Genomic DNA, 22574 nt, shown 5'->3' with positions numbered 1-22574 from the left:
GCCTATAGGGGAACCCATGGAAATTCACCAGTTTCAGAAGCAGGACCGGTTCCACATCCGGCAGAAGCAGAAGCTGACGATCACCCGGTACCACGTCTATGCCGACGACGGCCAGGGGCAGCCGGGTGACCTCGTCGCCTTCATCGAAGAGAAACGCGTCACCTTCAAGGAAAACGCGACCTTCTACACCGACGAGAGCAAGGAGACGGTGCTCGCGCGCTTCCGTGCGCACAAGACGGAGGAGCTGTCGAGCTCGTACCAGGTGCTGGGCGAGGACGAAGAGGAAGTGCTCGGCCTGTTCGGCAAGAAGTTCGGGAAGTCGTTCTACCGCTCGACATGGGTACTCGAACAGGAGGGCCGCGACCGGCTGACGGTCAGCGAGCGCAGCAAGGGCATGGCGGCGTTCCGCCGGATCTGGAAGCTGGTGCCGTGGCCGGGTGACGTCGAGGTCCCGTTCTTCTGGAAGTACCACTTCGACTTCACCCGCGGCGAGGAGACCGAGCGACAGGTGGTTGGCGCGCTGGAAAAGACGGCGCGGCTGTCGGACCACTACCTGCTCCGGCTGGAGGATGACCAGCTCGACCGGCGGCTGGCGCTGGCGCTGGCCGTCGGGCTGGATGCCTTGCAGTACAACTGATCGCGTTGTCCCGGCGAAAGCCGCCGCCCTGGCGCTGGGCGGCGGCTTTTTCGTGGGTTCGGTTGTGGCGTGAGTACGGGGCGCGTCAACGGGCGCGCGGGCACGCTTGCCCAACGGCGCAAGCGAACGCCCGATCGAGCGATCGATTCGCCCTGAGTGGCGGTTTGTGCCGGCCGGATTTTCGGTACAGGCTCGGTGACCACGGGTCAGGACGGAGGGGCGCGATGAGCAACGATGGCGAGAAGGACGGCAAGCACGACATCAGCGGAGACGGCGACACCGGTCGCCGAGGCAACGACGAGGACCATTCCACCAAGATCGATCCCAAGAAGTACGAGCAGGGAGACGGCGACCGGTGACGACCGGAATCGGTGAAGGTACCCGTGCCCTGGTCGCGGGGCTGAACGCGGTTGGGGTGCTGCCCACCGCCTACTGCGCGGCGTTCGAGGCCGTCGACCGGGCCGGCTTCGTCCCGGCCCGCGTCTGGTGCAGCGGCGACACCGGCCCCGGCTATCTCGCGGTCGATCGGGCCGGCGACCCGCAGGCGTGGGCGAAGGCGGTGTATGCGCCGGCGCGAACCGCCATCGTGACCCAGTTCGACGATGGCGCGGTGACCTGGCCGGAAGTCGGTGATCGCCCCACCTCCTCGGCGTCGGCGCCGACCGCGGTGGCCGGGATGTTGCGTGTCCTGGGGCCGGAACCTGGCGAGCGTATCTGCGAAGTCGGCACCGGTACCGGCTACAACGCGGCCTTGCTGGCCGAGATCGTCGGAGGTACCGGCGCGGTCACCACCGTCGAGGTCGATCCGGTGGTGGCGAGCGCGGCACGTGAGCGGTTGGCCGCGACCGGGTACGACACCGAACGAGGCGGCGGCCTGGCCAACGTGACGACCTGGACCGGAGACGGTGCGACCGTGGAGGCCCCGGCGGGACAACTGTGGGATCGGGTGATCGCGACCGTGGGCGTGCCGCTGGGGCGTATCCCGTATACGTGGGTCGAGCACACTCGGCCCGGCGGGGTCGTCGTCGCACCGGTCTATGCCGACTTCACCGCTGATCCGCTGGTGCGCCTGGTGGTCGGCACCGACGGGATCGCGCGTGGCCACGCCGACGCGAAACTGACCGTTGCCTTCATGCAGTTGCGAGCCGAGCGTTCGGCCAGGGCGGCGATGAACGAGATTCGGTGGGACGATCCCGCCGCGGCGGTGCGGCACACGACCATGGATCCGTGGGATCCGCTGCATGATCGGGACTGGTGCTGGGCGGTGGCGGTCGCGATGCCGTCGTGCCGGTGGCACAGTTACCCGGCCGGCCGGCGCAGCCCGCGGCGGCTGATTCTGCTCGCCGACCCGGTCTCCGGGGCATGGGCCAGCGTCCACCCCGACGTCGACGGGGAGCTGACGGTGCGGCAGGCGGGGCCGCGCCGGCTGGCGGACGAGGTCCTCGCGGCGATTACCTGGTTCGCCCGGCGAGGCGCGCCACCGCTGGAGACCTGGCTGTGGGAGGTCGGGCCGGATCACCAGTCCGTGACGTTGCCTGACACGCCGACGTAGCCGGCCTCGCCCAGTCCGTGAATGCCACATTGAGGGACTCTGAGTCCCTCAATGTGGCATTCACGGAACGTCGGGGGGCTCAGGGGGTGCGGTGTTTGGCCGCCAGTTGTTCCAGGTGGGCGACCAGGTCGTTCGGGCCGGGCAGGGCGGCGATTTCCTCGCGTAGTGCGGTGCCCCGGGTGCGGAAGGCGGGGTCGGTCAGCAGCTTCGACAGTGCGTCGCGGACCGCGGGGCCGGACGCGACGTCGGAGTGGACGGTCAGGCCGGTGCCCTGTGCGGCGAGTTTGCGGGCCAGCAGCGGCGCGTCGAAGTCGTACGGGAGCACCAGCTGCGGGACGCCGTGGCGGGAGAACGTCGCCAGCGTCCCGAATCCGCCGTGGTGGATCGCGGCGGTGCAGGTGGCCGCCAGTGCGTCCAGGGGTACGTAGGACACCACCCTGGCGTTGTCCGGGATCGTGCCGAGCGCGTCGCGCTCGGAGTCCGCCACCGTCGCCACGACCTCGATATCCATTGTGGACAGAGCAGTGAGGATGTCCGCGACGTTCACGGTGTAGCCCGAGTACTCCGTCGCCGACGTGCCCAGGGTGAGCGCGACGCGGGGTCGTTCAGGACGGCGGGTGACCCATGACGGGACGACGGCGGCGCCGCCGTAGGGGACGAAGCGGGTGGCGATCGCCTCCCGCGAGACGGCGAGGCTGGGCGGCAGCTGGTCGAGGGTGAAGTGCCCGGCCCGCAGGTGGTCCGCGTACGGAAGTCCGTGGCGTGCGGCGGTTTCGGTGAGCCAGCGGGTCAGGTGATCCTCGGGAACGTGCTCGCGGATCCATTCGTGCGTAATGCCGAGGAAGTCCGTGCCGAACAGCACCCGGCCGTGTGCCGCGCCGCAGGCGTGCGCCGCGAGCGCGCCGCTGTAGGTGAACGGCTCCCACAGCACCAGATCCGGCCGCCACGCGCGGGCGAACTCGACCGCGCCGTCGAGCAGTGGTTCGTTGTCCTCGCCGAACGCGTAGGTCACCATCATCTCGAACGCCTCGGCGCGTTCCTCGGTCCAGTCGGCCCGGTCCGGGTCGAACTCCGCGAGGTCGTACGGCTTCGGCAGGCCGCGCCGCAGCGCGTCCAGCGCTTCCTGCGCCTCCGGGGTTTCGTCCTCGGGGTCCGGTTCCGGATCGTGGCCGAGCGGGACGGCGGTGAGCCCGGCGCGGGTGATCGCGTCGGTGAACCCCGGCGTGCTCGCCACCCGGACCTCGTGCCCGGCCGTGCGCAGCGCCCAGGCGATCGGCGCCAGCGCGTAGAAGTGGGTCAGCTGGGGCAGCACGCAGCACAGGACCTTCACGGCCGGCCTCCGCGGTGTTTCGTGGTCAGTTCTTCGAGGCGCGCGACGACGTCGTTGGGGCTCGGCATCGCGGCGATCCCGGTCGCCAGCCCGGCCGCCGCCGTCCGGATTCCTTCGTCGACGAGCAGCTTTTCGACGCTCCAGCGGATCCGGCGGCCGCTCGCCTGCGCCGGGGCGACGGTGAGCCCGGCACCCAGCCCGGCCAGTGCGCGGCCCAGCAGCGGCGAGTCGAAGTCGTGCGGCAGCGTCAGCTGCGGGACGCCGTGGCGGGCGAAGGTCAGCATGGTGCCGAACCCGCCGTGGTGGATGGCCGCCGAGCAGGTCGGGGCGAGCGCGTCGAGCGGGACGAAGGGCACCGCGCGGACGTTATCCGGCAGTTCGGGGAGCGGGCCGGCGAGCGTCGCCACCACCTCGATGTCCATTGTGGACAACGCGGTGAGCAGATCGGGGACCCGCACGGTGTAGCCGCCGTACTCCACGGTCGCCGAGGTGCCGAGGGTGAGTGCCACCCGGGGCCGCGACGGGGTTTCGCGCAGCCAGGCGGGCACCTCGGCCGGGCCGCCGTAGGGCACGTACCGCGCCGGGACGTACTCGATCTCCGGGGACGTCAGCCGCAGCGGCGCGGGCAGCTGGTCGACGGTGAAGTGCCCGTTGCGCAGGTGTTCCGCGTAAGGGACGCCGTGGTCGGCGGCGGTGTCGGCCAGCCAGCGGGCGAGCCGGTCGTCCGGGACGTGCGCGTGGATCCATTCGTGCGTGACGCCGAGGAAGTCGGTGCCGAACAGCACCCGCCCGTGCGCGGCGCCGCACGCGCCCGCGGCGATCGCGCCGGCGTAGGTGAACGGCTCCCACAGCACCAGGTCCGGCTGCCACGAGCGGGCGAGCGCGACCAGGTCCGCGAGGATCGGCGCGTTGAACTCGCCGAAGGCGTAGGTGACCATCGCGTCGAACGCCTCGGCGTGCCCCTCGGTCCAGCCGTCCGGGCCGGGCAGGGTTTCCGCGAGGTCGTAGGGCGCGGGCAGCCCGGCCGGGGCTTCCTCGTCGATCTCCTCCTCGTCCCCGGCGTCGGCGGGCCCGACCGGGACGGCGGTGAGCCCGGCGTCGGTCACCGCCTCGGCGAACTCGGGCGACGTCGCGTACCGGACCTCGTGCCCGGCGGTGCGCAGGGCCCAGGCGAGTGGGACGGTCGCGTAGAAGTGCGTCAGCTGTGGCAAAGCGCAGAACAGGACCTTCATGACCGGCCCCCACGGTGCTTGTCGGTGAGCGCTTCGAGCTCGCCGACGAGCTGGTTGGGGGTGGGCAGTGCGTGCATCTCGTCGCGCAGCCGTGCGGCGCCCTCGCGGAACGAAGGTTCTTCCAGCAGCCGCACGACGTTCTCGCGGATCGTGCCGGCGTCGATCCGGGTGTCGTGCATGTTCAGCCCGGCCCCGGTGGCGGAGAAGCGGCGCGCGATCAGCGGCTCGTCGAAGTGGTACGGCAGGGTCAGCTGGGGGACGCCGTGCAGGGCGAACGTGGACAGCGTGCCGACGCCGGCGTGGTTGATCGCGACCGAGCACGTCGAGGCGAGCGCGTGCAGCGGGATGTAGGGCATCAGCAGCGCGTTCTCCGGGATGTTCCGGAGCTTCTCCTGCTCGTCCTCCGGCACGGTGGCGTACAGCTCGACGTCCAGATCGGACAGTGCGTCCAGCACGTCCTGGATGTCGATGGTGTACCCGGCGAAGTGCCCGGTCGCGGTCAGGCCCATGGTGAGCGCGACGCGTGGCTTCTCCGGCTCGACCTCCAGCCACCACGGCGCGATCGCGACGCCGCCGTAGGGCACGTTCCGCATGTGCAGGTAGTTCAGGTCGGCTTCGCACTGGAGACTCGCCGGCATCGGGTCGATGGTGAAGTCGCCGGTGATCAGGTCCTCGGTGAACTCGAACCCGTACTTGCGGCCGTAACCCGCGAACCACTTCGCCAGCGGGTCTTCGGCCTGGCCGAAGCCACGGAAGATCTCGCGGGCCCGGCCGTAGACGTCGGCGCCGAACATCATGCGCGCGTGGGCGGCGCCGCACGCCTTGGCCGCGATGGCGCCCGCGTAGGTGAACGGTTCCCAGATCACCAGGTCCGGCTGCCAGGACCGGGCGAAGGAAACGAGCCCGCCGATCATCGAGAAGATCTCGTAGCGACAGCGTTCGACGTCGTCGGTGTAGCCGGTGAGCATGCTTTCCCAGTCCGCGTGCTCCGGGTCCTCGACGGCGTCGTACGGCGGGTGCAGGCCTTCGCGGGCCTCTTCGAGCATGTCCTCGGTGACCTGCATGGCGACCAGCAGCCGCCGCGGGTCGACCTGCCGTCCCACCGGCACCGCGGTGAGCCCGGCCTGCGTCACCTCCTCGACGAAGTCGGGCTGGGTGGCGACGACGACCTCATGCCCGGCCGTGCGCAGGGCCCAGGCCAGCGGCACCATCGGCTGGAACATGCTGCCCTGGTTGGCGGTGGTGAACAGGATGCGCATGGTGTTCTCCTCAGCGGGCGGTGAACTCTTCGAGTTCGGTGACGAGGTCGTTGGGGGCGGGCAGGGCGTGGATCTCCTTGCGCAGCGCGGCGGCGCGGTCGCGGAAACCCGGTTCCGTCAGCAGCCGCAGCACGTGCTCCCGGACGGCGGTGGGGGTGGCCCGGTCGCCGGGGAGGGTGAGCGAACCGCCCTGCGCGGCGGCGCGGGCGGCGAGCTCGGGTTCGTCGAAGGTCCACGGCACGGTCAGCTGCGGGACTCCATGGCGGGCGACGGTCAGGAAGGTGCCGGGTCCGGCGTGGTCGATGACGACGTCGCAGGTGGGGGCCAGTGCGTCCAAGGGCACGAAGGGGACGACACGGGCGTTGTCCGGGATCGGGCCGAGCGCGGCGGAATCCGCCACCGTCGCCACCACTTCGACGTCCAATGTGGACAGTTCGGCGAGAATTTCCGCCACGCTGACGGTATATCCGGCGAACTGCTCGGTGGCCGAGGTGCCGAGGGTGAGGCCGATCCGGGGCCGGTCCGGGCGTCGGCGAAGCCAGTCCGGGACCGAGGCCGGACCACCGTAGGGGACGTACCGCATCGAGCGGTAGTCCAGGTTGGCGTCCAGGCGCAGCGACGCGGGTAGCGCGTCGAGCGTGAGCTCCCCGGTGACCAGGTCCTCGCCGAACTCGAACCCGTACTTGCGGCCGTAGGCGCCGAGCCAGTCCGCGAGGGGATCGGGCCCGGGTCCGAGTGCGCGGAACCGTTGGCGGGTCACGCCGAAGACATCGAGGCTCCACAGGAACCGGGCGTGCGCGGCGCCGCAGGCCTTCGCCGCGATCGCTCCGGCGTAGGTGGTGGCCTCCCAGATCACCAGGTCCGGCTGCCAGGCGCGGGCGAACTCGACGAGCCCCGGTACGAGCGCGAAGTTGTTCAGCTTGTGCCCGTGCTCGATCATCCGCTCGTACCCGGCACACAGCTCGGCGCGGTCCTCGACCGGCCGGACCGCGGCGTCGTACGGCGAGGGCAGGCCCGCGCGGTCGGCCTCGGCCTCGGCCGGGTCGAGCGACAGCAGCCGCCGCCAGGTGTTCGTGCGTTCCCGCCCGGCCGGGACCGCGGTGAGCCCGGCGGCGGTGACGGTGTCCGCGAACAGCGGCTGCGCCGCCACCCGCACCTCGTGCCCGGCGGTGCGCAGCGCCCAGGCCAGCGGCACCATCGGCTGGAAGACCGTCGGCTCGGGGTAGGTGGTGAACAGGACACGCATGGGTTTCACCGGCATTTCTCGACGAGGGCGGGGATTTCCCCGGCGACGTCGTTGGGCGAGGGCAGCCCGCGCAGCTCGTCGCGCAGGTCCCCGGCGCGGGCGGCGAACGACGGCTCGGCCAGCAGCCGTTCGACGCCTTCGCGGATCCGGACGCCGGTCGCCTGGTCGCCGCGCACGGTGAGCGAGCCGCCGTGGGCGGCGGCGCGGCGGGCAAGCTCGGGTTCGTCGAAGTCCCACGGCACGGTCAGCTGGGGGACGCCGTGGCGGGCGACGGTCAGGAAGGTGCCGGGTCCGGCGTGGTCGATGACGACGTCGCAGGTGGGGGCTAGTGCGTCCAGGGGCACGAAGGGGACGACGCGGGCGTTGTCCGGGATCGGGCCCAGCGCGGCGGGATCGGCGACCGTCGCCACCACCTCGACGTCCAATGTGGACAGTTCGGCGAGGGTGTCGGCCACGTTCACCACGTAGCCGCCGAACTGCTCGGTCGCCGTCGTGCCGAGGGTGAGGCCGATCCGGGGCCGGTCGGAGCGTCGGCGAAGCCAGTCCGGCGTCGAGGCCGGGCCGCCGTAGGGCACGTACTGCATCGGCCGGTAGTCGAGATCCTCGGCGCGCAGACCCATCGACGGCGGCACCTGGTCGATGCTGAACTGCCCGGTGGTCATGTCCTCGGTGAACTCGAACCCGTACTTGCGGCCGTAGCTCCCCAGCCACGCGGCGACCGGATCGTCGGCCGCGCCGTACGCGTCGCGCACGTGCCGGAAGATCTCCCGTGTCGCGCCGAAAACGTCGATGCTCCAGAGCAGCCGCGCGTGTGCCGCGCCGCACGCCTTCGCCGCGATCGGGCCCGCGTAGGTCAGCGGTTCCCAGATCACCAGATCCGGTTCCCACGACCGGGCGAAGGAGGCGAGCCCGCCGATCAGCGGGAAGTTCTCCAGCTTGTGCCCCTCGTCGACGGCGACGCGATGGCCCTCGCGCAGGTCCTCCCAGTCGGGGTTCGCCGGATCCTCCACCACGCGCCACGGGCTGGGCAGCCCCGCCCGCGCCCGCTCCAGCAGCTCCGGGTCGAGGCTCTCCATCCGCCAGATGGTCGCGTCGCGCCCGACCGGGACGGCGGTGAGCCCGGCCTGGGTGACGACCTCGGCGAACGCGGGCTGGCAGGCGACGCGCACCTCGTGTCCGGCGGTGCGCAGCGCCCAGGCCAGCGGGACCATCGAACAGAAGATGGTCCGCTCGGCGATGACGGTGAACAGGATCCGCATCAGCGCGTCCGGAACTTCCGGGTCAGCTCCTCCAGCTGACCGGCGACATCGTTGGGCGAGGGCTGGACGAGCATCTCGTCCCGCAACGCGATCGCCCGCTCCCGGAACACCGGCTCCTTCAGCAGCCGGACGACGCCGTCGGCCACGTCCTTCCCGGTCGCGTGGTCGCCGCGGATCATCAGCGCCGATCCCTGCGCGGTGGCGCGCCGGGCCAGCTCGGGTTCGTCGAGGTCCCACGGCAGCGTCAGCTGCGGGACGCCGTGCAGCGCGACCGCGAGGTAGGTGCCCGCGCCCGCGTGGTTGATCACCACGTCGCAGGTCGGGGCCAGCGCGTGCAGCGGGGCGTAGGGCACGATCCGGGCGTTGCGGGGCACCTCGGTCAGCCGGGCGCGGACGTTGTCGGCGACGGTGGCGATCACCTCGATGTCGAGCTCGCCCAGCGCGGTCAGCACGTCCTGGACGTCCACGGTGTAGCCGTCGAACCGGATGGCCGCGGTGCTGCCGAGGGTCAGCGCGACGCGCGGGCGCGCGGGCGGCGCCCACAGCCAGTGCGGCACCGAGGCCGGGCCGCCGTAGGGGACGTGCCGCATCGGCAGGTAGTCGATGTCGTCGGCGGCCATGGTCAGCGAGCCGGGGAACTGGTCGACGCTGAACTGGCCGGTGACCATGTCCTCGCCGAACTCGAAGCCGTACCGCTCGCAGTAGCCCTCGTACCAGTCGGCGAACGGGTCGTAGCGCTCGTCTTCGGGCTGCTCCGCCATGAGCCGCCGGTAGTGGGAGCGGGTGACGCCGAACGCGTCGAGCCGGCCGAGCAGGCGGCCGTGCGCGGCGCCGCAGGCCTTGGCCGCGATGGCGCCGGCGTAGGTCGAGGGCTCCCACAGGATCAGGTCCGGTTCCCAGGACCGCGCGAACTCGACCAGCGCGGCGATCATCGGGAAGTTCTCCGGCTTGTGGTCGGTCCACACCGCGCCCGCGTAGGCGGGCAGCATCTTCGCCCAGTCGGCGCGCTCGGGGAACTCGGCGACGTCGTAGGGCTCGGGCATCCCGGATTCGAGCTTGAGCAGTTCCAGCGCGTCCTCGTCGGAGACGCCCTCGAACTCGGCGGCCAGTTCCGAGTTGTGCTCCAGTGCGCCCATCACGGCGTTGAGCCGTCGGTACATGTCGACGTCGCGGCCGACCGGGACGGCGGTCAGCCCGGCCTGCGTGATGGTGTCGGCGAACATCGGGGCCGCGGCGAAGCGGACCTCGTGCCCGGCCGTACGCAGCGCCCAGGCCAGCGGGGCCATCGGCATGAACGTCGTCGGCTCGGGGGTGTCGGTGAACAGAACGCGCATGGTGGGTGTCTCCTGGGCGGGATCAGCGGGTGCGGTGCCGGGCGGTGAGCTCTTCCAGCCGCGGCACCAGGTCGTTCGGGCTGGGCGCGGAGTGGATTTCGCCGCGCAGCGCGACGGCGCGGCGGCGGAACTCGGGCTCGACGAGCAGCCGCCGGACGGCTTCACGGACGGTTTCGCCGGTCGCCTCCGTGGTGTGCAGCGCGAGCCCGGCGCCGTGCTCGGCCAGCTTGCGGCCGAGGATCGGCTGGTCGAAGTGGTAGTGCACGGCCAGCTGCGGTACCGGATAACGCGAGGTCGTCAGCAGCGTCGCCGCGCCCGCGTGGTGCACGATCGCCGAGCAGGTGGGCACCAGCGCGTGCCACGGCACGTAGGACACGACGCGGACGTTGTCCGGCAGCGTCCCGAGTTTCTCCTGTTCGGCCTCGGCCACGGTCGCCACGACCTCGATGTCCAATGTGGACAGCTCGGTGAGGACTTCGCGCAGCGGGACGGTGTAGCCGGTGAAGATCTCGGTCGCGGTCAGGCCGAGGGTGAGGCCGACGCGCGGCCGCTCCGCCGGGCGCTTCAGCCAGTCCGGCAGCACGGCGGGGCCGCCGTAGGGGACGTACTGGGTGCGCACGTAGTCGAGGTCCGCGTGGTCCTGGAGGCTCGCCGGGAACTGGTCGATGGTGAAGTGCCCGGTGGTCATGTCCTCGGTGAAGGCGAAGCCGTACTTGCGGCCGTACGCGCCGAGCCAGTCGGCGAGCGGATCCGCGCCGTCCGCCGGGCGGGCACGGCGGAAGCGTTCGCGGGTCAGGCCGAACACGTCGACGCTGAACAGCATCCGCGCGTGTGCCGCCCCGCACGCCTTGGCCGCCACCGGCCCGGCGAGGCAGAACGGTTCCCACACCACGAGGTCCGGCTGCCAGGCGCGGGCGAACTCGACCAGTCCGGCGAGCATCGGCACGTTGTCCGGGCGGTGGATCGACGCGACGGCGTGTTCCTGTGCCTCGCGCAGCTCGTCCCAGCTCGGTTCCTTGTCCGTCTCCAGGATGTCCCACGGCGACGGGAGCCCGGCGCGGGACTGTTCCAGCAGCTCGGGTTCGGTGCCGCGCCACTTGTCGACGTCGCGTCCGACCGGAACGGCGGTCAGCCCGGCCTGCGTGATCACGTCGGCGAACCCGGGCTGGCTGGCCACCCGCACCTCGTGGCCCGCGGTGCGCAGCGCCCACGCCATCGGCGCGAGGTACAGGAACGTGCTCTTCTCCGGGTTGACCGCGAACAGGACGCGCATGGGGTTTTCCTTTTTTCAGCGGGTGCGGTGCTTGCGGGTGCGGGCCTCGATCTCGGGCACCAGGTCGTTCGGGCTGGGCAGTGCGCGGATCTCCTCCTGTAGCCGCCGGGCCGCGGTGGTGTACCCGGGCTCGTTCAGCAGGCGCAGAACGCCCTCGCGGACGTTCGCGCCGGTGGCCTGCGTCGGGTCGAGATTGATGCCCGCGCCGAGCCCGGACAGGCGGTGGCCGAGCGTCGGTTCGTCGAAGTGGAACGGCAGGGTCAGCTGCGGGACGCCGAACGGGGCGAACGCGGTGAGCGTGCCGAACCCGGCGTGCGTGATCGCGGCGGTGCAGGTCGGCGCGAGCGCGTGCAGGGCGACGTAGGAGACGAGCCGCGCGTTGTCGGGGACGCGGGTCAGCTTGGCCTGTTCGGCCTCCGCGACCGTGGCGACCAGCTCGATGTCGAGGTCGGCCAGCGAGTCCAGGATGTCCTGGACGTTGACGGTGTATCCGGAGAAGTAGCCGGTCGCGCTCAGCCCCATGGTGAGCGCGACGCGCGGACGCTCCGGCGGCAGTTGCAGCCAGCGCGGGACGACGGCGGCGCCGCCGTAGGGGATGTAGGGCGTGCGCAGGTAGTCCAGGCCCGGCGACTCGGTCTGCAGGCTCGCCGGGATCTGGTCGATGGTGAACTGCCCGACCGCCATGTCCTCGGTGAATTCCGCGCCGTACTTGCGCGCGTACCCGCCGAGCCAGTCGGCCAGCGGATCGGTCCGACCGTCCTTTTCGGACATCAGCTTCAGGAAGTGCTTACGCGCGAAGGCATAGACGTCGACGCCGTAGAGCAGGCGGGCGTGCGCGGCGCCGCAGGCCTTGGCCGCGATCGGGCCCGCCGGGGTGAACGGCTCCCACACCACGAGATCCGGTTCCCAGTCGCGGACGAACTCGACGAGCTTGTTCATGATCGCGAACGTCTCGAACCGCGCGCCCTCGGCGACCTCGGTGAAGGCGCGGTGGGCGCGGTCCCAGTCGGTCGAGTCCGGCTCGTCCAGCACGGCGTAGGGATCGGGCAGGCCGCGGCGGGCCTCCTCCAGCGCGGCGCCGTCCATGCCCATCGCCACCAGCATCCGGTCGATGCCGAGGTCGCGGCCGACCGGGACGGCGGTGAGCCCGGCCTGGGTGATCTCCTCGGCGAACGCGGGCTGGCTGGCCACCCGGACGTCGTGCCCCGCGGTGCGCAGGGCCCAGGCCATCGGCACCATGCTGTTGAACACGGTCGTGCCGGGGCTGACGGTGAACAGGACGCGCACGTCTTCCTCCTTCTGCCTGCTCAGCTGTGCTTGCGGGCGAGTTCTTCGAGCCGCCCGGTGAGTTCGTTCGGTGTGGGCATGGCGTGGATCTCCGCGCGCAGGGCCTCCGCCCGTGTCGCGAAGCCGGGTTCGGACAGCAGCCGTGACACCGCGTTCGCGACCACCTCGCCGGTGGCCTCGTCGGCGCGGACGCTCAGCGCGGCGCCCTGCTCCTCGGCGCGCCGGGCGAACACCGGGCCGTCGAAGTCCCACGGCGCGCACAGCTGGGGCACCGCGTGCCGCGCGGTGGTCAGGAAGGTGCCGAATCCGCCGTGGGAGACGACGGCCGAGCAGGTCGCGGCCAGCGCTTCCAGCGGGGCGTACGGCACGATCCGGACGCCGTCGGGGATCCGCGCCAGCTTCGCCTTTTCGGTGTCCGGCAGGGTCGCGACGACCTCGATGTCCAGCGCGGCCAGGTGATCCAGCACGTCCTGGACGGCGACCGAGTAGCCCGCTTCGTGGTCGGTGAGGCTGATGCCCATGCTGAGCGCGACGCGGGGCTTCTCCGGTGGCCGCCAGAGCCAGTTCGGGACCGACGCCGGGCCGCCGTGCGGAAGGTACTGCAACGGCACGGTTTCCAGCTCCGTCGGCAGCCGCAGCGACGCCGGGAGCTGGTCGACGGTGAACTGCCCGGTGACGAGGTCTTCGGTGAACTCGCCGCCGTGTTTGCGCGCGTACGCGCCGAGCCAGTCGCCCAGCGGGTCGGGAGTCCCGGCCGTCCGCGTCCGCAGGAAGTGCTCGCGGGTGACGCCGAAGACGTCGGTGCTCCATAACAGCCGGGCGTGCGCGGCCCCGGAGGCCAGCGCCGCGATCGGGGCCGCGAGGCAGAGCGGTTCCCACAGCACGAGGTCCGGCTCCCAGGCACGGGCGAACTCGACGAGCCCGCCGATCATCGGGAAACACGCGGGCTTGTGCCAGTAGTGCAGGATCGCCGCGTACGACTCGGCGAGGTACTCCGGCGTCGCCTTCTCCGGGAACTCCGCGACCTCGTAGGGAATCGGCAGCCCGTAGGCGGGCCGCCACGCGGTGCCCCGGTAGTCGGGGTGGCGCGGCATCAGGTCCCACAGGTCGACGTCCCGCCCGGTGGGTACCGCGGTGAGCCCGGCCTGCGTGACGATCGGCGCGAACTTCGGCTGGCACGCCACGCGCACCTCGTGCCCGGCGGTGCGCAGCGCCCAGGCCAGCGGCACCATCGGCAGGAAGTGCGCCTTCTCCGGGTTGGCGGCGAACAGGACCTTCATGACGCTCAGCTCACCTCGGCGACGGCGCGGCGCCCGGCGACCCTGGCGGCCAGCCGGTCGGCGACCTCGTTGGGCGTGGGCATGGCGAGGATCTCGTCCCGCAGCCGGTGCGCGCTCTCGGTGAACTTGGCCTCGGTGAGCACGCGCAGCAGCCGGTTGCGCAGCACTCCCCGGGCCGAGGCCTGGTGGACGTGCAGCGCGAGCCCGGCGCCCTGCGCGGCGACGCGCTTGGCGAGCGCGGGCCCGTCGGCGTTCCACGGCACGATGATCTGCGGTTTCCCCTGCAACGCCGTGGTGGCGAGGGTGCCGTACCCGGCGTGGTGGATCACCGCGGTACAGGTCGGCACGAGCGCCTGCAGTGGCACGTAGGACACCATCCGCACGTTGTCCGGTACCGTGCCGAGCTTTTCCTGCACGCGCTCCGGGATCGTCGCCACCAGCTCCATGTCCACATCGGACAGTTCTTGGAAGAGATCGGCGAGGTCGACCATGTCCCCGCTGGACTCGGCGATGCTGATGCCCATGGTGAACGCGACCCTCGGCTTCTCCGGCGGCGTGCGCAGCCAGTCCGGGAGCACCGCGGGGCCGCCGTAGGGCACGTACCGCATCGGCACGTACTCCAGGTTCGCCTCCACGCGCAGCGACGGTGGCAGCAGCGAGATGGTGAACTCGCCGGTGATCAGCCGTTCGCTCCACTCGACGCCGTACTTGCGCGCGGCGGGAGCCAGCCACTCCTTCAGCGGATCCTCGGCGCCGTCCGGGCACAGCCGGGTGAAGTGGTCGCGGGTGACGCCGAAGGTGTCGAGGCTGAACAGCAGCCGCGCGTGCGCCGCGCCCACGGCCTCGGCGGCGATCGCGCCCGCGTAGGTCGAGGGCTCCCAGATCACCAGGTCCGGCTGCCAGGCCCTGGCGAACTCGACGAGGCTCGGGATCATCGGGACGTTGCTCATCTTGTGCCACTTGGTGACGTGCAGCCGGTAGCCATCGCGCAGGTACTCGTAGGTGACGTCCTCGGGCCGCCAGTCGGTGGTGTCGTACGGCACCGGCAGGCCGTTCAGCCCGACACTGAACCAGTTGGTGTCGCGGGTCATCAGCTGCCACAGGTCCCGGTCCGGCCCGATCGGGACGGCGGTGAGCCCGGCCTGGGTGACGACGTCGGCGAACTTCGGCTGGCAGGCGACGCGGACCTCGTGCCCGGCGGTGCGCAGCGCCCAGGCCAGCGGCGCCATGGCGAGGAAGTGGGTCTTCTCCGGGTAGGTGGTGAGCAGGACGCGCATGGCCTCATCCCTCGGTTCGGTGGTGTTCGACGAGGTCGGCGAGCCGGGCGGCGACCTCGTTCGGTGCGGGCATGGCGAGGAACTCCTCGCGCAGGTCGGCGGCGCCCTTGGCGAACGCGGGCTCGGCCAGCAGCCGGGTCAGCGCGTCACGGATGCCTTCGGTGGTGGCCTCGGTGGCGTGGACGCAGATCCCCGCCTCCTGTGCCGCGAGCCGGTTTCCGAGCGTCGGCTGGTCGACGTCCCAGGGCAGGGTCAGCTGCGGGATCCCGCGCAGCGCCGTCGAAGCGAGCGTGCCGACGCCCGCGTGGTGCACGGCGACCGTGCACGTCGTCAGCAACGCGGTGAGCGGCACGAACGGGACCAGCCGGGTTCCGTCCGGGACGCGCTTGAGCTGCTTCTGCGCCTCCGGGCTGACGGTGGCGACGAGTTCGGCCTCCAGGCCGTCGACCGCGTCGAGGACGTCCTGGAGGTCCACCGGGTAGCCGCCGGTCCGGTCGTGCGCGGTCAGGCCCATGGTGAGCGCGATCCGCGGTTTCGCGGGCGGCTCGGCGAGCCAGTCCGGGACGACCGCCGCGCCGCCGTAGTTCACGTACCGCATCGGGACGTGCTCCAGCCGGGCCCGGTGCCGCAGCGACGCGGGGAGCTGGTCGACGGTGAACTGCCCGGTGACCATGTCCTCGCTGAACTCGCCGCCGTACTTGCGCGCGTACGCGCCGAGCCACTCGCCGAGCGGGTCCGGCCCGCCCGCCGGCCGCAGCCGCAGGAAGTGGTCGCGGGTCAGGCCGAAGACGTCCTCGCCGATCAGGATCCGGCCGTGTGCCGCGCCGCACGCCTTGGCCGCGATCGCGCCCGCGTACGTCGTCGGCTCCCACAGCACCAGGTCCGGCTGCCACCAGCGCGCGAAGTCGACGAGGTCGCCGATCAGCGGGACGTTGCTGGTCTTGTGCCACCGCACGGCGATGTCGCGGTAGCCGCGCACCAGGTGTTCCCAGTCCGGTGTGGACAGTGCGGCCGTGTCGTAGGGCGCGGGCCAGCCGGTCTCGACGCCGAGGATGTTCACGGGACCGGTGCGGCGCATCAGGTCCCACAGGTCGCGGTCGTTCCCGACCGGGACGGCGGTGAGCCCCGCCCCGGTCACCGCCCCGGCGAGCTTGGGCTGCACCGCCACCCGGACGTCGTGCCCGGCGGTGCGCAGCGCCCACGCGAGCGGGACCATCATCAGGAAGTGGGTCCGCTCGGCGTAGGTGGTCAGCAGGACGCGCATCTCACCGCGCCCGGTGCTTCATGACGAGCTCTTCGATGCGCGGCACGGCCTGGTTCGGCGTGGGCAGCCCCATGATCTCGTCCCGCAGTTCCACGGCGCGGTCCTTGAAGACCTGTTCGGTGAGCAGCCGGTCGATGGCCGCGCGGAAGCTCTCGCCGGTGACCTCGGAGACGTGGATGGACAGCCCGGCGCCCTGCTTCTCCAGCATCTTCCCCAGCGTCGGCTGGTCGTAGTGGTACGGCAGGGCCAGCTGCGGGACCGGGTGCCGGGCGGTGGTGCCCATGGTCGCCGCGCCCGCGTGGTGCACGACCACCGAGCAGGTCGGGGCCAGCGCGTGCATCGGGGCGAAGGCGACGATCCGCGCGTTGTCCGGCGTCTTGCCCAGCAGGTGCTGCTGTGATTCGGCGACCGTCGCGACCACCTCGACGTCGAGATCGGCGACCGACTCCAGCAGGGTGGACAGCGGCACGTTGTAGCCGCGGTAGACCTCGACCGCGCTGTTGCCCATGGTGATCGCGATGCGCGGCTTCTCCGGCGGCGTCTGGAGCCACTTCGGGACCACGGACGCGCCGTTGTAGGCGATGTACTGGGTGCGGACGTACTCCAGGTCGGCCTCGTCCTGCCAGCTCAGCGGGAACTGGTCGAGGGTGAAGTCCCCGGTGAACATGTCCTCGGTGAAGTCGAAGCCGTACTTGCGGGCGTAGGCGCCCATCCACTCGGCCAGGGGATCGCGGCGCTGGTCGGCGGGCTGTTCGTCGCGCAGTTTCACGAACTGCTGACGGACCTTGCCGAAGACGTCGACGCCGAACAGCAGCCGCGCGTGGGCCGCGCCGGACGCCTTGGCCGCGATCGCGCCGGCGAAGCTCAGCGGGTCCCAGACGATGAGGTCGGGCTCCCAGTACCGGGCGAACTCGACCAGCCCGGAGATGATCGGGAAGTTCCCGTACTTGTGCCATTCGATGCCCTCGTTGGCCATCGACGCGACCATGTGCTCCCAGGTCGCCTTCTCCGGCTGCTCGTAGACGTCGTACGGCGCCGGGATGCCCGCGCGCTCCGCCTCGACGCCGCGGGTGCGGGCGGCGACCTTGTGCATGTCGCGGCTGTGCCCGACCGGGACCGCGGTGAGCCCGGCCTGCAGCACCTCGTCGACGAACTCGGGCTGGCTGGCGAACCGGACCTCGTGCCCGGCCGTCCGCAGCGCCCAGGCGATGGTGAACATGTACTTGTAGACGGTGCGGGGCGGGTTGGAACAGAACAGGATGCGCATGTTTCCTCCGGGTCAGCGGTGCCGGGCGACGAGGTCTTCGAGCGCCGGGACGACGTCGTTGGGCGAGGGCGTGGCGGCCATTCGCGCGGCCAGTTCCCGTGCCCGCGCGGCGAACGACGGCTCTGCCAGCAGCCGCAGCACGCCCGCGCGGACGGCCTTGCCGGACACCTGATCGCCGGTCAGGGTCAGCGCGGAGCCGTGCACCGTGGCGCGCCGGGCCAGCTCGGGTTCGTCGAACTCCCACGGCACGGCCAGCTGGGGCACGCCGTAGCGGGCCGTGGTCAGGTAGGTGCCGGGCCCGGCGTGGTTGATCACCGCGGCGCAGGTCGGCGCGAGCGCGTGCAGCGGCACGTACGGCACGATCCTGGCGTTGGCGGGAACCTCCGGGACCTTGGCGGCCTCGGCGTCCGGCAGCGTCGCGACGATCTCGGCGTCCACATCGGACAGTGCGGCGAGGATGTCCGGCACGCTCACCGTGTAGCCGCCGAAGTGCTCGGTCGCGGTGGTACCGAGGGTGAGCCCGATTCGCGGTTTCTCCGACGGCCGCTTGAGCCAGTCCGGGACGGTCGCCGCGCCGCCGTAGGGGACGTACTGCACGGGCAGCGTCGGCAGGTTCGTCTCCAGCCGGATCGGCTCCGGCACCGGGTCGACGGTGAACTGCCCGGTGACCAGGTCCTCGCTGAACTCGAAGCCGTACTTGCGGCCGTAGCCCGCGATCCACTCGGCGAGCGGGTCGGGCCCGTCGCCGAGCGCGAGGAAGCGTTCGCGGGCGGCACCGAAGACGTCGATGCTCCACAGCAGCCGTCCGTGCGCCGCGCCGCAGGCCTTCGCCGCGATCGCCCCGGCGTACGTCGTCGGCTCCCAGATCACCAGGTCGGGCTGCCAGGAGCGGGCGAACTCGACCAGCCCGGTGACCAGCGGGAAGTTGTTCTGCTTGTGCCACAGCGTGAGGATTTCCCGGTAGCCGTCGGCCATTTCCGCCCGCGTGATGCCCTCGGCGCCGGGCACCGCCGTGTCGTACGGCGAGGGCAGCCCGACGCGTTCGGCCTCGGCCAGGTCGGGGTAGGCCTCGGTGAGCCGCCGCCAGTTGCCGACGCCCGGGCGCCCGACCGGCACGGCGGTGAGCCCGGCGCCGGTGACGATGTCCTCGAAGCCGGGCTGGGTCGCCAGCCGCACCTCGTGCCCGGCGGTGCGCAGCGCCCACGCCAGCGTGACCATCGGCTGGAAGATGGTCTTCTCCGGATAGGTGGTGAGCAGGACGCGCATGGGTCTCTTTTCCTTAGCGGGCGCGGTATTTGGCAGTACGGTCTTCCAGTTCGGGCACGATCTCGTTGGGCGAGGGCAGTGCGTCCATTTCGGACCGAAGGGATGCCGCGCCGGTGCCGAAGGCCGGGTCGTCGAGCAGCCGCCGCACGCTCGCGCCGATCGTTTCGACGGTCGGCTCGCGCAGGTCGATCCCGGCGCCCGCGCGGGCGATCCCGGCGGCGAACATCGGTTCGTCCAGGTGATGCGGGACGCACAGCTGCGGGACGCCCGCCCGCGCGAAGGTCGCGAACGTGCCCAGCCCGGCGTGGTGCACGGCCGCCGCGCAGGTCGGCGCCAGCGCGTGCAGCGGGACGTAGGACACCAGCCGGACGTTGTCCGGCACCGAGCCGAGCTTCTCCTGTTCGGCGGGCGCGACCGTGGCCACCACCTCGACGTCCATTTCGGACAGTGCGCCGAGGACGTCGGACAGCGGCAGGTGGTAGCCGTGGAAGATCTCGGTGGCGGACAGGCCCATGGTGAACGCGATCCGGGGACGTTCGCTCGGCCGCTTCAGCCAGTCCGGCACCTCCGCCGGGCCGCCGTAGGGCACGTACCGGAAGCGCAGGTAGGGCAGTTCGGCCTCGATCTGGAGCCCGGCGGGGATGTGGTCGAGGGTGAAGTCCCCGGTGACCATGTCCTCGCCGAACTCGAAGCCGTACTTGCGACCGTAGGAGGAAAACCACTCCTCGTACGGGTCCGGTTCGGTGTCCTGGAGCCGCAGGTAGTGGTCGCGGACGCCGCCGAACAGGTCGACGCTCCACAGCATCCGCGCGTGTGCCGCGCCGCACGCGCGCGCGGCGATCGCGCCCGCCTGGCTCAGCGGTTCCCAGATCACCAGGTCCGGCCGCCACGCCTGGGCGAACTCGACGAGCCCGGCGATGATCGGGAAGTTGCTCACCCGGTGCCAGCCGCGCACCGCCTCGGTCAGGCCCGGCCGCAGGTAGTCCAGGTTCTGCTTCGACGGATCGTCGAAGGCGTCATACGGCGGCATGATCCCGGCGCGCATGGACTCGGTCCCGCCCGCCATGGCCTCGGTGATCCGCCAGAAGTCCCGGTCCGGCCCGACCGGCACCGCGGTCAGCCCGGCCTGGGTGACGATGGGCGCGAACTTCGGCGGGCAGGCCACGCGCACCTCGTGCCCGGCGGTGCGCAGCGCCCAGGCCAGCGGGACGAGGTGGTAGAAGAACGTCTTCTCCGGAAAGGTGGTCAGCAGGACGCGCACCGGGTCACCGTCCCTTCCGGTGCTCGGCGACGCGGGCCTCGATCTCCGGCACGATCGCGTTGGGCGAGGGCAGGCCGAGGATTTCGTCGCGCAGGTCCACCGCACAGTCCTTAAAGGACTGTTCGGTCAGCAGGCGTTCGACGCTCTCGCGGATCCGCGCGCCGGTGGCCCGGTGCGTCGGGATTTCCAGCCCGGCGCCGTGTTCGGCCAGCTTGCGGCCGAGGAACGGCTGGTCGTAGTGGTGGTGCAGGGCCAGCTGCGGCACCGGGTGCCGCGAGGTGGTGGCCATGGTCGCCGCGCCCGCGTGGTGCACGACCACCGAACAGGTCGGGGCCAGCGCGTGCCACGGCACGTACGAAACGATCCGGGTGTTGTCCGGGATTCGGGTCAGCTCCGCCTGAGCCTTCTTCGCGACCGTCGCGACCAGCTCGATGTCGAGGCCGGCCAGTGCGTCGAGGGCCTCCTGGACGCCGACGGTGTAGCCGTTGAAGTGCTCGGTCGCGGTCAGGCCCAGCGTCATCGCGACGCGCGGGCGCTCCGGCGGTTTCGACAGCCAGTCCGGCACCACGGCCGGGCCGCCGTAGGGGATGTACTGCGTCCGCAGCGTGTCCAGCCCGGTGTCCGGCTGGAAGCTGGCCGGGAACTGGTCGATGGTGAACTGCCCGGTGGTCATGTCCTCGGTGAACTCCGCGCCGTACATCCGCGCGTACCGGCCGAGCCAGCCGCCGAGGTGATCGGCGCGGCCGGGCTCCTCGGCCATCCGCCGCCGGTACTGCTCGCGGGCCGCGCCGAAGACGTCGACGCCGAACAGGAGCCGCGCGTGTGCCGCGCCGCAGGCCTTCGCCGCGATCGGCCCGGCGTAGCAGAACGGCTCCCAGACGATCAGGTCCGGCTGCCAGGCCCTGGCGAACTCGACCAGCCCGCCGACCATCGGGTGATTGGTCAGCCAGTGCCAGCCGCGTACCGCGTCGGCCATGCCCGGTTCGAGATAGTCCCAGGTGGCGCGCTCGTCGTCGTCGAAAACGTCGTAGGGCGCGGGCAGCCCGGCCCGGCCCTCCTCCCGGCCGTCGACGTCGCTGAGCCGGAGGTTGCGGCTGTGCCCGACCGGCACCGCGGTGAGCCCGGACTGCGTGATCACGTCCGTCAGCGCGGGCTGGCTCGCGAAGCGGACTTCGTGGCCGGCCGTGCGCAGCGCCCACGCCATCGGCGCCAGGTACAGGAAGACGCTCTTCTGCGGCGTGGTGGCGAACAGGACACGCATGGTGTTCCCTTCCTCCTCAGCGGGTGCGGTGCTTGGCGGTCAGCGCTTCGAGCGTCCCGACGAGCTCGTTCGGCGTGGGCATGGCGAAGATCTCGTCGCGCAGCGCCACCGCTCTGTCCTTGAAGGACTGTTCGGTGAGCAGCCGCGCGACGGCGTCGCGGACGTTCTCCCCGGTCGCGTCCCCGGTGTGGATCTCCAGCCCGGCCCCGTGCCCGGCGAGCCTGCGGCCGAGGTAGGGCTGGTCGAAGTGGTAGTGCAGCGCCAGCTGCGGCACCGGGTGCCGGGCGGTGGTGGCCAGCGTCGCCGCGCCCGCGTGGTGCACCACCGCGGCGCAGGTCGGGGCGAGCGCGTGCCACGGCACGTACGGCACGAGCCGGACGTTCCCCGGCATCGGCGGCAGCGTCCGCTGCACGTCCTCGGCCACCGTCGCCACGAGTTCGATGTCCAATTCGGACAGTCCTAACAGGATGTCCGAGAGCGGGACGTTGTATCCGCCGAAGACCTCGGTGGCGGTGAGGCCGAGGGTCATCGCGACCCGGGGGCGTTCCGCCGGCCGCTTCAGCCAGTCCGGCACCACGGCCGCGCCGCCGTAGGGCACGAACTGCACACGCTCGGTGTCGAGCCCGGTGTCCATGCTCAGCGACGCGGGCAGCTGGTCGATGGTGAAGTGCCCGGTGGCCAGGTCTTCCCCGTTCTCGAAGCCGTACTTGCGCGCGTAGCCGCCGAGCCAGTCGGCCAGCGGGTCCGCCTGCTCGGCGGGCGCCTGCCGGGCCCGTGCGCGCAGGTAGTCGACCCGGGTGGCGCCGAAGACGTCGATGCCGAACAGCAGGCGTCCGTGCGCCGCGCCGCACGCGCGGGCGGCGATCGCCCCGGCGTAACAGAGCGGTTCCCACAGCACGAGGTCCGGCTGCCAGAACCGCGCGTAGCCGACGAGTTCGGTGATCATCGGGAAGTTCGTCAGCCGGTGCCACCCGGTGACCGCGGCGGTCATCCCGTCGCGCAGGTAGTCCCAGGACGCCGTGCCCGGCGCGTCGAACAGGTCGTAGGGCGCGGCCACCCCGGCCCGCAGCGCGGCACGCTCCGCGGGCCGGTTCTCCGACAGCCGCCACGGATCCCGGTCCGGCCCGACCCCGACCGCGGTGAGCCCGGCCTGGGTCACCGCGCCGGTGAAGCGCGGCGGGCACGCCACGTGCACCTCGTGGCCCGCGGTGCGCAGCGCCCAGGCGACCGGGACCAGGTAGTTGAAGATGCTCTTCTCGGCGGGCAGGGCCAGCAGGATCCGCACGGCC

19 protein-coding genes are annotated in these 22574 nt (G+C 71.7%); 3 read left to right on the top strand and 16 right to left on the bottom strand.

The window, feature by feature from the left end; all coding sequences use genetic code 11:
- Positions 1-16 precede the first annotated feature (16 nt).
- The 3 genes from ABD987_RS24660 to ABD987_RS24650 all read left to right on the top strand — a co-directional run bounded on the left by ABD987_RS24660 (position 17) and on the right by ABD987_RS24650 (position 2189).
- Entirely contained in the window at positions 17-637 is a 621-nt protein-coding gene (locus tag ABD987_RS24660) for an LURP-one-related family protein (protein ID WP_345398149.1), read from the top strand.
- Positions 638-861: 224 nt separating this feature from the next.
- Positions 862-996, top strand: coding sequence for a hypothetical protein (locus ABD987_RS24655; RefSeq protein WP_345398146.1), 135 nt, complete (start codon positions 862-864; stop codon positions 994-996).
- Positions 993-2189 (top strand): methyltransferase domain-containing protein, encoded by a 1197-nt coding sequence (locus tag ABD987_RS24650; RefSeq protein ID WP_345398143.1) that lies wholly within the window; start codon positions 993-995, stop codon positions 2187-2189. The genes ABD987_RS24655 and ABD987_RS24650 overlap by 4 nt, the downstream gene beginning before the upstream one ends.
- Positions 2190-2268: 79 nt before the next feature.
- Here ABD987_RS24650 and ABD987_RS24645 read toward each other — a convergent pair whose 3' ends face one another.
- Genes ABD987_RS24645 through ABD987_RS24570 form a run of 16 tightly spaced genes read right to left on the bottom strand, consistent with a single transcriptional unit; the run spans position 2269 to position 22570 of the window.
- Complete coding sequence (locus ABD987_RS24645; protein ID WP_345398140.1) at positions 2269-3519, bottom strand: nucleotide disphospho-sugar-binding domain-containing protein; 1251 nt, start codon at positions 3517-3519, stop codon at positions 2269-2271.
- On the bottom strand, positions 3516-4751 hold the full coding sequence (locus ABD987_RS24640) for a nucleotide disphospho-sugar-binding domain-containing protein (RefSeq protein WP_345398137.1): 1236 nt from the start codon (positions 4749-4751) through the stop codon (positions 3516-3518). Before ABD987_RS24640 ends, ABD987_RS24645 begins: the two co-directional genes overlap by 4 nt.
- A complete protein-coding gene (locus ABD987_RS24635; protein WP_345398134.1) occupies positions 4748-6010 on the bottom strand; it encodes an activator-dependent family glycosyltransferase in 1263 nt (420 codons plus the stop codon). Before ABD987_RS24635 ends, ABD987_RS24640 begins: the two co-directional genes overlap by 4 nt.
- Before the next feature lie 10 nt (positions 6011-6020).
- Positions 6021-7256, bottom strand: coding sequence for an activator-dependent family glycosyltransferase (locus ABD987_RS24630; protein ID WP_345398131.1), 1236 nt, complete (start codon positions 7254-7256; stop codon positions 6021-6023).
- A gap of 5 nt (positions 7257-7261) precedes the next feature.
- A complete protein-coding gene (locus tag ABD987_RS24625) occupies positions 7262-8515 on the bottom strand; it encodes an activator-dependent family glycosyltransferase (RefSeq protein WP_345398128.1) in 1254 nt (417 codons plus the stop codon).
- Positions 8515-9849, bottom strand: coding sequence for an activator-dependent family glycosyltransferase (locus ABD987_RS24620; protein WP_345398125.1), 1335 nt, complete (start codon positions 9847-9849; stop codon positions 8515-8517). Before ABD987_RS24620 ends, ABD987_RS24625 begins: the two co-directional genes overlap by 1 nt.
- A 22-nt stretch (positions 9850-9871) precedes the next feature.
- A complete protein-coding gene (locus ABD987_RS24615; protein ID WP_345398122.1) occupies positions 9872-11122 on the bottom strand; it encodes an activator-dependent family glycosyltransferase in 1251 nt (416 codons plus the stop codon).
- 15 nt (positions 11123-11137) lie between these two features.
- Positions 11138-12409, bottom strand: a complete 1272-nt coding sequence (locus ABD987_RS24610) for an activator-dependent family glycosyltransferase (RefSeq protein ID WP_345398119.1) — start codon at positions 12407-12409, stop codon at positions 11138-11140.
- Positions 12410-12429: 20 nt separating this feature from the next.
- On the bottom strand, positions 12430-13689 hold the full coding sequence (locus ABD987_RS24605) for an activator-dependent family glycosyltransferase (RefSeq protein ID WP_345398116.1): 1260 nt from the start codon (positions 13687-13689) through the stop codon (positions 12430-12432).
- 5 nt (positions 13690-13694) lie between these two features.
- Positions 13695-14966, bottom strand: a complete 1272-nt coding sequence (locus ABD987_RS24600) for an activator-dependent family glycosyltransferase (protein ID WP_345398113.1) — start codon at positions 14964-14966, stop codon at positions 13695-13697.
- 4 nt (positions 14967-14970) lie between these two features.
- A complete protein-coding gene (locus ABD987_RS24595) occupies positions 14971-16230 on the bottom strand; it encodes an activator-dependent family glycosyltransferase (RefSeq protein WP_345398110.1) in 1260 nt (419 codons plus the stop codon).
- A 1-nt stretch (position 16231) separates the two neighbouring features.
- Positions 16232-17497: an activator-dependent family glycosyltransferase gene (locus ABD987_RS24590; protein WP_345398107.1), complete on the bottom strand. Its 1266-nt coding sequence runs from the start codon at positions 17495-17497 to the stop codon at positions 16232-16234.
- 12 nt (positions 17498-17509) lie between these two features.
- A complete protein-coding gene (locus ABD987_RS24585) occupies positions 17510-18763 on the bottom strand; it encodes an activator-dependent family glycosyltransferase (protein ID WP_345398104.1) in 1254 nt (417 codons plus the stop codon).
- 13 nt (positions 18764-18776) lie between these two features.
- Entirely contained in the window at positions 18777-20024 is a 1248-nt protein-coding gene (locus tag ABD987_RS24580; protein ID WP_345398101.1) for an activator-dependent family glycosyltransferase, read from the bottom strand.
- A 4-nt stretch (positions 20025-20028) separates the two neighbouring features.
- Positions 20029-21285, bottom strand: coding sequence for an activator-dependent family glycosyltransferase (locus ABD987_RS24575; protein ID WP_345398098.1), 1257 nt, complete (start codon positions 21283-21285; stop codon positions 20029-20031).
- A 16-nt stretch (positions 21286-21301) separates the two neighbouring features.
- Entirely contained in the window at positions 21302-22570 is a 1269-nt protein-coding gene (locus tag ABD987_RS24570; protein ID WP_345398095.1) for an activator-dependent family glycosyltransferase, read from the bottom strand.
- Positions 22571-22574: the final 4 nt, after the last annotated feature.

Source organism: Amycolatopsis samaneae (assembly GCF_039541975.1).
Classification (GTDB): Bacteria; Actinomycetota; Actinomycetes; order Mycobacteriales; family Pseudonocardiaceae; genus Amycolatopsis; species Amycolatopsis samaneae.
Note: the sequence above shows the minus strand (reverse complement) of the source record. Positions and strands in the feature narration are given on the sequence as shown.